The following is a 9,245-nucleotide window of genomic DNA, read 5'->3' as shown; positions in this document are numbered from 1 at the left end:
CTCTCCGGCGGCCAGCAGCAGCGCGTCGCCGTGGCCCGCGCGCTCATCAACCACCCCAAGGTGCTCCTCCTCGACGAGCCGCTCGGCGCCCTCGACCTCAAACTGCGCCGCCAGATGCAGCTCGAGCTCAAGCGCATCCAGACCGAGGTCGGCATCACCTTCATCCACGTCACGCACGACCAGGAGGAGGCCATGACGATGGCCGACACCGTCGCCGTGATGAACCAGGGCCGCGTCGAACAGCTCGGCGCCCCCACCGACCTCTACGAGAACCCGCGCTCCACCTTCGTCGCGAACTTCCTCGGGACCTCGAACTTCATCGAGGCCGAGATCGCCGGCCGCACAGGCGACGATCTCACCCTCAAGACGGGCGACGGCACCCTCGCCCTCTCCGCCGGACGCTGCACCGCCGCCACCGAGACCGGCGGCAAGGTGCTGCTCGGCGTGCGCCCCGAGAAGATCTCCGTCGCGCACGCCGACGACGCCGCCCAGGTCCCGGACGGCCGCAACCGCATCACCGGCAGGATCGCCGACTCGAGCTTCATCGGCGTCTCGACGCAGTACGTCATCGACACCCCGCACAGCGACGCGTTCGAGGTCTACGCCCAGAACATCGAGCGGGACGCCCGCCTCGTGCCCGGCGCCGAGGTCGTCCTGCACTGGAACCCCGCACACTCCTTCGGGCTCGACGCCGCCCAGGACGCCGATGCGGGCGTGGAGAAGGTCTCGGAGGACACGGCCGCATGAGCACCGTCACCGACGCGCCGCCGACGGCGCCCGCCCCGGCCGGGGAGCCGCCCCGCGGGCCGCGCAGGCGCGGCCGCCTCGTCCCGTACTGGCTGCTGCTGCCCGGCATCCTGTGGCTGGTCGTCTTCTTCGCCCTGCCGATGGTCTACCAGGCCTCGACCTCCGTGCAGCAGGGCTCCCTGGAGGACGGCTTCAAGGTCACCTGGCACTTCGCGACGTACTGGGACGCACTGTCCGAGTACTACCCGCAGTTCCTGCGCTCCGTGCTCTACGCGGGCTGCGCGACGGCCCTGTGCCTGCTGCTCGGCTACCCGCTCGCCTACCTGATCGCGTTCCGCGCGGGCCGCTGGCGCAACGTCGTCCTCGTCCTGGTCATCGCGCCGTTCTTCACCAGCTTCCTGATCCGCACGCTCGCCTGGAAGACGATCCTCGCGGACGGCGGGCCGGTGGTCGGCGCCCTCAACACGCTGCACGTCCTCGACGTCACCAGCTGGCTCGGGATGACCGAGGGCGACCGGGTGCTCGCCACCCCGCTCGCGGTGATCTGCGGACTCACCTACAACTTCCTGCCGTTCATGATCCTGCCCCTCTACACGTCACTGGAGCGGATCGACGGCCGGCTGCACGAGGCCGCGGGCGACCTGTACGCCTCGCCCGCCACGACCTTCCGCAAGGTGACGTTCCCGCTGTCCATGCCGGGCGTCGTCTCCGGCACCCTGCTCACCTTCATCCCGGCGGCCGGCGACTACGTGAACGCGGACCTGCTCGGCTCCACCGACACCCGCATGGTCGGCAACGTCATCCAGACGCAGTTCCTGCGCATCCTCGACTACCCGACCGCCGCCGCGCTCTCCTTCATCCTCATGGCGGCCATCCTCGTCATGGTCACCGTCTACATCCGCAAGGCCGGAACGGAGGACCTCGTCTGATGCGCTGGCTGCGGAAGAACCTCGTCGTGATCGCGGGTCTGATCACCCTCGCGTACCTCCTCCTGCCGAACGTGATCGTCACGGTCTTCTCCTTCAACAAACCGAAGGGCCGCTTCAACTACGAGTGGCAGCAGTTCTCCCTGGACGCCTGGAAGAACCCGTGCGGCGTCGCCGACATGTGCGGCTCGCTCTCGCTCAGCCTGCAGATCGCCGTGTGGGCCACGATCGGCGCCACCGTGCTCGGCACGATGATCGCCTTCGCGCTCGTCCGCTACCGGTTCCGGGCGCGCGGCGCGATCAACTCGCTGATCTTCCTGCCGATGGCGATGCCCGAGGTCGTCATGGCGGCCTCGCTGCTCACCCTGTTCCTCAACATGGGCGCCCAGCTGGGCTTCTGGACGATCCTCATCGCCCACATCATGTTCTGTCTCAGCTTCGTGGTGACGGCCGTCAAGGCCCGCGTCATGTCGATGGACCCGCGCCTCGAACAGGCCGCGCAGGACCTCTACGCCGGTCCCGTGCAGACCTTCCTGCGGGTCACGCTGCCGATCGCGGCGCCGGGCATCGCGGCGGGCGCGCTGCTCGCCTTCGCCCTCTCCTTCGACGACTTCATCATCACGAACTTCAACGCGGGCTCCACGGTGACCTTCCCCATGTTCGTGTGGGGATCGGCGCAGCGCGGCACACCCGTTCAGATCAACGTCATCGGTACGGCCATGTTCCTGATCGCCGTACTGTGCGTACTTGCCGGCATGTTCGTCGGCAGGCGGAAGAACAAGGCCGCCTGAACCAGGGCGGCTGTGGAACACCTGAGGGAGTTGGAATCATGGCCGCTGGCGCCATGAATCGCCGGAACCGCTGGACCGCTTCGCTCGCGGACGCCCAGCCCGTCGCCTACTGGCTGGACGACCCCGGCCGTCCGGCCGCCCTGCCCGCGCTCACCGGCGACGAGCGGTGCGACCTGCTCGTCGTCGGCGGCGGCTACAGCGGGCTGTGGACCGCGCTGCTCGCCAAGGAGCGCGACCCGGGCCGGGACGTCGTCCTCGTCGAGGGCCGCGAGACCGGCTGGGCCGCCTCCGGGCGCAACGGCGGCTTCTGCGCCGCCTCCCTCACCCACGGCGCGGCCAACGGGCTCGCCCGCTGGCCCGCCGAGATGCGCACGCTGGAGGAGCTGGGCGCGGCCAACCTCGACGCCATCGAGGCCGCCGTCGCCCGCCACGGCATCGACTGCGACTTCGAGCGCACCGGTGAGCTGGACATCGCGACCCGGCCCCACCAGGTCACCGAGCTGCGCGAGTACCACGCCGAGCTGACCGAGGCCGGTCTCGCGGACGGCCTGGAGCTGCTCGACGCCGGGCAGACCCGCGAACAGGTCGACTCGCCGACCTTCCTCGGCGCCCTGTACGACCGGCGCGGCGTCGCCATGCTGAACCCGGCCAAGCTGGTCTGGGGCCTGAAGCGGGCCTGCCTCGGCCTCGGCGTGCGGATCTACGAGAACACGCCCGCGACCGGGCTGGCCGCGGACGGCGCGGGCCTCGCCGTGCGCACCCCGTACGGCCGGGTCTTCGCCCGGCACGCGGCGCTCGGTACGAACGTCTTCCCGTCGCTGGTCCGGCGCGTGCGCGCGTACACCGTGCCGGTCTACGACTACGCGCTGATGACGGAGCCGCTGAGCGCGCAGCAGCTGGCCTCGGTCGGCTGGAAGAACCGCCAGGGCCTCGGCGACAGCGCGAACCAGTTCCACTACTTCCGGCTGTCCGCCGACAACCGCATCCTGTGGGGCGGCTACGACGCGATCTACCCCTACGGCGGCAAGGTGCGCGCCGAGCACGACCAGCGTCCCGAGACGTTCGCGAAGCTGGCGGACCACTTCTTCACCTGCTTCCCGCAGCTGGAGGGCCTGCGCTTCACCCACGCGTGGGGCGGTGCGATCGACACCTGCTCGCGCTTCTCGGCGTTCTTCGGCACCGCGCTCGGCGGCCGCGTCGCCTACGCGGCCGGGTACACGGGGCTCGGCGTCGGCGCGACCCGGTTCGGCGCGGACGTGATGCTCGACCTGCTGTCGGGGGAGCGCACCGAGCGCACGGAGCTGGAGATGGTCCGCAAGAAGCCGCTGCCGTTCCCGCCCGAGCCGTTCGCCTCCACCGGCATCGCGCTCACCAAGTGGTCCATGGCCCGCGCCGACGAGAACGGCGGCCGGCGCAACCTGTGGCTCAAGGCGATGGACAGCGTCGGCCTGGGCTTCGACAGCTGACCGCGGCGGCCGGCCGAGCAGGCCGCAGCGCAGGCGGCCGGTCCGCGGCACGGCGGAGATTTCTGCGCGAACTCGCGTAATGCTGCGGCCCGGTGGCCCTCTCGTCGGTGAACGCCACACGGACGATGCGAGAGGGAGGCCCCGCGATGACAGGCTCGGGGACCAGGTCGGCGGTCACATGGCTGGTGTCGGCGGCGCCTGATCCGGCGGCGTGCCGCCGGATGTGGGAGCGCGACCCGCAGGGGGTGGTGCTGCTCCCTGCGGGCCGGAACTGGGACGTGCTGATCCTGCCGGTGGGCCTCGGCCATCCCACGCTGGACGTGCTCACCCGTGTGATCGACCGGCCGGGCCCGGTGCTCGCCGGTTTCGGCGACGCTCGCATGGGCTTCTTCGTGCCGCCGGGCACGGCCGGCCGCTGGCTCGGCACGGGGGTGCGGGGCGTCGGCCTCGGCGCCTGGATCGTGGTCCCGTACCCGGGCCGCACGGCCGGTGACGTGCGCTGGCTGATACCGCCGGACGGCTCGGGCACGCTCACGGACCCGGCAGTGCTCGAACTGGCCCTGCACGAGGCAGCGGCGGGCCGGGCCGACGGGAACCCTTGACAACTCAATTGGTCTGGACCAAGTTGGGCGCGCTCCACCGTGCCCTTTCCCCCGCCCGTCCCGGAGGCACTCATGGACCGTTCCAGACCGCCCCGTTCCCGCACCCGCGCCCGTCGCGGCCTGCTCACGGCGTTCACCGCCGCCGCGCTGGCCGCGACCGGACTCACCGCCCTGTCCGCGCCCGCGCGCGCCGCCGACACCGACCTCGCCCGCAACGGCGGCTTCGAGTCAGGCCTGGACGGCTGGACCTGCGCGGCAGGCACCGGCACGACCGTCGACTCCCCGGTGCACGGTGGGACATCGGCCCTCCAGGCCACCCCGACCGCGGGCGACAACGCCCAGTGCAGCCAGACGGTCACCGTCAAGCCCGACGCGACGTACACCCTGTCCGGCTACGTCCGCGGGTCCTACGTCTACCTCGGCGCGAGCGGCACCGGCACCACCGACGTCTCCACCTGGACCCAGTCGGCCCCGGACTGGCAGCAGTTGACCACGACCTTCCGCACCGGGCCGTCCACGACGAAGGTCACGCTCTTCACCCACGGCTGGTACGGCACCCCGGCGTACGGCGCCGACGACATCACGCTCGTCGGCCCCGGCGGCGACACCCCCGCGCCTCCCGCGGCCCCCTCGGGGCTGACCGCCGGGACCGTCACCGCCACCACCGCCGCCCTGTCCTGGGACGCCGTGCCCGGCGCCACCGGCTACGCGGTCTACGCCAACGGCACCAAGTCCCGCACCGTCACCGGCACATCGACGACCCTGACCGGGCTCAGCCCCGAGACCGCGTACAGCTTCCAGGTCGCCGCCGTGAACGACGCGGGCGAGTCCGCGCGGACGGCACCGGTGACCGCGACCACCGCGGCCCCCGACACCGGCGGCCCGGGCGGCAGCGCCGACCTGCCCGCCCACGCCCTGGTCGGCTACCTCCACGCGAGCTTCGCCAACGGCGCCGGCTACACCCGGCTCGCCGACGTCCCCGACAGCTGGGACGTCATCGACCTCGCCTTCGGCGAACCGACCTCGACCACGTCGGGCGACATCCGCTTCACGCGCTGCCCGGCCTCCGAGTGCCCCGGCGTCGAGTCGGACGCCGAGTTCAAGGCCGCGATCAAGGCCAAGCAGGCCGCGGGCAAGAAGGTCCTCATCTCCATCGGCGGCCAGAACGGCCAGGTCCAGCTGACCACGGCCGCCGCCCGCGACACCTTCGTCTCCTCCGTCTCGAAGATCATCGACGAGTACGGCCTCGACGGCCTCGACGTCGACTTCGAGGGCCACTCGCTGTCCCTGGACACCGACGACACCGACTTCAAGAACCCGACCACCCCGGTGATCGTCAACCTGATCTCGGCGCTGAAGACCCTCAAGGCCACGTACGGCGACGCGTTCGTCCTGTCGATGGCCCCCGAGACCTTCTTCGTCCAGAACGGCTACCAGTTCTACGGCACCGGCAAGTGGGGCGGCCAGGACCCGCGCTGCGGCGCCTACCTCCCCGTCATCCACGCCCTGCGCGACGACCTCACCCTGCTCCACGTCCAGGACTACAACTCCGGGCCGATCATGGGCCTCGACAACCAGTACCACTCCATGGGCGGCGCCGATTTCCACATCGCGATGACCGACATGCTGCTCACCGGCTTCCCGGTCGCGGGGGACGCGGACAACGTGTTCCCGCCGCTGCGGCCCGACCAGATCGCCATCGGCATGCCGGCCGCCACGAACGCGGGCAACGGGTACGTCGCCCCCGCCGAGGTGAACAAGGCGCTCGACTGCCTGACCAAGAACACGAACTGCGGCGGGTACGCCCCGCACGGCAGCTGGCCCGCGCTGCGCGGCCTGATGACGTGGTCCGTGAACTGGGACCGGTTCGGCGGCTGGGAGTTCCAGAAGAACTTCGACGCCTACTTCGGATAGACGGCGCGCGTCTCAGGCCCGTCGGAGGTCACCGGTGGGGCGGCGGCCGCCCTGTGCGCCGTCGCCCCTGCCGTCGATCCGGGCGCGGCCCCACGCGAAGGCGAGCAGCAGGAGGGACGCCAGGCACCAGCTGCCGAGTACGTCGACGGGCCAGTGGTAGCCCTGGCGGACCAGGCCGAGGCCCACCGCCGCGTTCAGGGCCAGGCAGGCGACGAGGAGAGGGCGCCCGCGCAGGAGCAGGGCGCACAGGCCGTAGACCACCGCCGCCGTCGCCGCGTGCCCCGAGGGGTAGAAGCCGGTCGCGGGGGACATCGGCGGCGGACCCGGGCGGTCGAGCAGCGCCTGGAGCGGCGCCACCAGGGCCGGGACCAGGGCGGCCGTGAGCACGGCGAGTGCGGCCGGACGCCACGTGCGGGTGCGCCAGGACGTGTACGCGAGCACGGCGGCGAGGACCGGCAGGGCCACCGGGAGATTGCCCAGGTCGGCGAAGAACTCGGCGGGGCCCGCGGGGATCGCGCTCGTGCGGATCGCGTCGCCCAACCGCTCGTCGGGGCCGAGGAGCGGGCCGTCGACCGCCACCTGCCATGTGAGCGCGGCGAAGAGGACCGCGGTGAGGGCCGCGAGAAGTCCGGGGAGCCAGGGGGGTCCGGTGAATCCGGAGAGCCTGGAAGAAGTGGTCGGCCAGCCCGGAACAGGGGGGGTGGTTCCGGGCCGGCCGAACTGATCGGCGTGCCGCGCGCCCCGGGGGGTTTGGGGCGGGCGACCGTCCGATCGGTGAGGAGTTCCGGAGCCGGAAGCTCCGGGTGTGTGCGCGAGGGCACGACCAGGGCGAGGCTGGGGAGGCTCCGTCCCGGCGTCGCCCACGGTCCCCCGTGAGCGAGGTGTTTCTCTCATCTGCAGAAACCGTACGTCAGGGGGCGAGGGGGCGACAGACGCTTGGCCAACATGCCATCGCCCCCGCACACCTTCTTCACACGGCCCGACCGTCACCTCAGGTCACGGAACGGTCACCGGGTCGATCACCCCAGGTCGGGCCGTGTGACGGGAGGGCGTCCGGCCGCTCAGAGCGCCGCGAACGCGCCCTCGATGATGTCGAGGCCCTCGTTGAGCAGGTCCTGCCCGATGACCAGCGGAGGCAGGAAGCGCAGCACGTTGCCGTAGGTGCCACAGGTGAGGACGAGCAGGCCCTCGGCGTGGCAGGCCTTGGCCAGCGCGGCGGCGGCCTCGGGGTGCGGCTCCTTGGTGGCCGGGTCCTTCACCAGCTCGACGGCGATCATCGCGCCGCGGCCGCGCACGTCGCCGATGACGGAGAACTTCTCCTGCATCGCCGTCAGGCGGGCCTTCATCGTGGCCTCGATCTCCTTCGCCTTGGCGTTGAGGTCGAGCTCCTTCATCGTCTCGATGGCGCCGAGCGCACCCGCGCAGGCCACCGGGTTGCCGCCGTAGGTGCCGCCGAGGCCGCCCGCGTGCGCGGCGTCCATGATCTCGGCGCGGCCCGTCACGGCGGCGAGCGGCAGGCCGCCCGCGATGCCCTTGGCCGTCGTGATCAGGTCGGGGACGATGCCCTCGTCCTCGCACGCGAACCACTGGCCGGTGCGGCAGAAGCCGGACTGGATCTCGTCCGCGACGAACACGATGCCGTGGTCACGGGCGAACCGCACGAGCTCCGGCAGGAAGCCCTTGGCCGGCTCGATGAAGCCGCCCTCGCCGAGCACCGGCTCGATCACGATCGCGGCGACGTTGTCGGCCCCGATCTGCTTGGTGATGGTGTCGATCGCCTGGGCGGCGGCCTCCGGGCCGGCGTTCTCGGCGCCGGTCGGCCAGCGGTAGCCGTAGGCGACCGGGACGCGGTACACCTCGGGGGCGAACGGACCGAAGCCCTGCTTGTACGGCATGTTCTTCGCCGTCATGCCCATGGTGAGGTTGGTGCGGCCGTGGTAGCCGTGGTCGAAGACGACGACCGCGGTGCGCCCGGTGTGCGCACGGGCGATCTTGACCGCGTTCTCGACGGCCTCGGCGCCCGAGTTGAACAGGGCCGACTTCTTGGCGTGGTCACCCGGGGTGAGCTCGGCCAGCGCCTCGGCGACGGCCACGTAGCCCTCGTACGGCGTGACCATGAAACACGTGTGGGTGAAGTCCTGGAGCTGCGCGGAGGCGCGGCGCACCACGGCCTCGGCGGAGGCGCCGACCGAGGTCACCGCGATACCGGAACCGAAGTCGATCAGCCGGTTGCCGTCGACGTCCTCGATGATGCCGCGGTCCACACGGGCGGTGAACACGGGCAGCGTGGAGCCCACACCCGCGGCGACGGCGGCGACGCGGCGCTGCTGCAGCTCCTGCGACTTCGGGCCGGGGATGGCGGTGACGACGCGGCGCTCCTGCGGGATGTCGCTCATGCGGGGCTCCTGGTTCTCGTGGGGCGGCTGCGCCGGGATCCGCGGGGGTCCGGTTTCGCCGGGTTCATCGGGGGGTTCCTCCGCAGGTTAGGTGCGGTCCCGGGAGGCGGTCATGCTCCATCGGGGTGGGGTCGCGCCGTCCTGTTGTCCGCGGTGGACACATGTCATTCCCGGCCAGTCCGCCCGCGCGGGCCGCGTAAGCGGTGAACTCCCCAGGCCCGCGCACTAGATTGGCGGCGACACGGTGACGGCGACCTGGCAGGTCTTGGGGCAGGGGTTCATGGAGAGCGACGGCACGTACGAGGCGAGTGACACCGCCGGTGGCGCACCGGCATCCCCCGCGCAGGGGCGCCCGTCGTCGGTCCCGAGGCCCGCGAGTCCGCCCGCGCCGCCCGCGCACGTA

Annotated in this window: 8 protein-coding genes; 6 read left to right on the top strand and 2 right to left on the bottom strand. The window is 71.7% G+C overall.

Annotated features, from left to right (window positions below):
- The 6 genes from GTW43_RS02415 to GTW43_RS02390 form a co-directional block, all read left to right on the top strand.
- Window positions 1–747, top strand: a 747-nt coding sequence (locus GTW43_RS02415) for an ABC transporter ATP-binding protein (RefSeq protein ID WP_161299881.1), incomplete at its 5' end; no start/stop codon positions are given.
- Entirely contained in the window at window positions 744–1,676 is a 933-nt protein-coding gene (locus tag GTW43_RS02410) for an ABC transporter permease (protein ID WP_161299880.1), read from the top strand. The genes GTW43_RS02415 and GTW43_RS02410, both read left to right, overlap by 4 nt.
- Window positions 1,676–2,464 (top strand): ABC transporter permease, encoded by a 789-nt coding sequence (locus GTW43_RS02405; RefSeq protein WP_161299879.1) that lies wholly within the window; start codon window positions 1,676–1,678, stop codon window positions 2,462–2,464. Before GTW43_RS02410 ends, GTW43_RS02405 begins: the two co-directional genes overlap by 1 nt.
- Window positions 2,465–2,502: 38 nt before the next feature.
- Window positions 2,503–3,930, top strand: coding sequence for an FAD-dependent oxidoreductase (locus GTW43_RS02400; RefSeq protein WP_161299878.1), 1,428 nt, complete (start codon window positions 2,503–2,505; stop codon window positions 3,928–3,930).
- Window positions 3,931–4,076: 146 nt separating this feature from the next.
- The gene (locus GTW43_RS02395; RefSeq protein WP_161299877.1) at window positions 4,077–4,532 is read left to right on the top strand and encodes a hypothetical protein; all 456 of its coding nucleotides are present in this window, start codon (window positions 4,077–4,079) and stop codon (window positions 4,530–4,532) included.
- 72 nt (window positions 4,533–4,604) lie between these two features.
- Window positions 4,605–6,446 carry a glycoside hydrolase family 18 protein gene (locus GTW43_RS02390; RefSeq protein ID WP_161299876.1) on the top strand — a complete coding sequence of 614 codons (1,842 nt, stop codon included), beginning with the start codon at window positions 4,605–4,607 and terminating at the stop codon, window positions 6,444–6,446.
- Between the two features lie 12 nt (window positions 6,447–6,458).
- Here the strand turns inward: GTW43_RS02390 and GTW43_RS38580 are convergent, their stop codons facing one another.
- Entirely contained in the window at window positions 6,459–7,025 is a 567-nt protein-coding gene (locus GTW43_RS38580) for a phosphatase PAP2 family protein (RefSeq protein WP_343245869.1), read from the bottom strand.
- Window positions 7,026–7,507: 482 nt separating this feature from the next.
- Window positions 7,508–8,842: a 4-aminobutyrate--2-oxoglutarate transaminase gene (gene gabT, locus GTW43_RS02380; protein ID WP_161299874.1), complete on the bottom strand. Its 1,335-nt coding sequence runs from the start codon at window positions 8,840–8,842 to the stop codon at window positions 7,508–7,510.
- Window positions 8,843–9,245: the final 403 nt, after the last annotated feature.

The sequence above is a fragment of the Streptomyces sp. SID5785 genome (assembly GCF_009870065.1).
Taxonomy (GTDB): Bacteria; Actinomycetota; Actinomycetes; order Streptomycetales; family Streptomycetaceae; genus Streptomyces.
The sequence above is the reverse complement of the archived record's forward strand: the minus strand, read 5'-3'. Positions and strand labels throughout refer to the sequence as shown.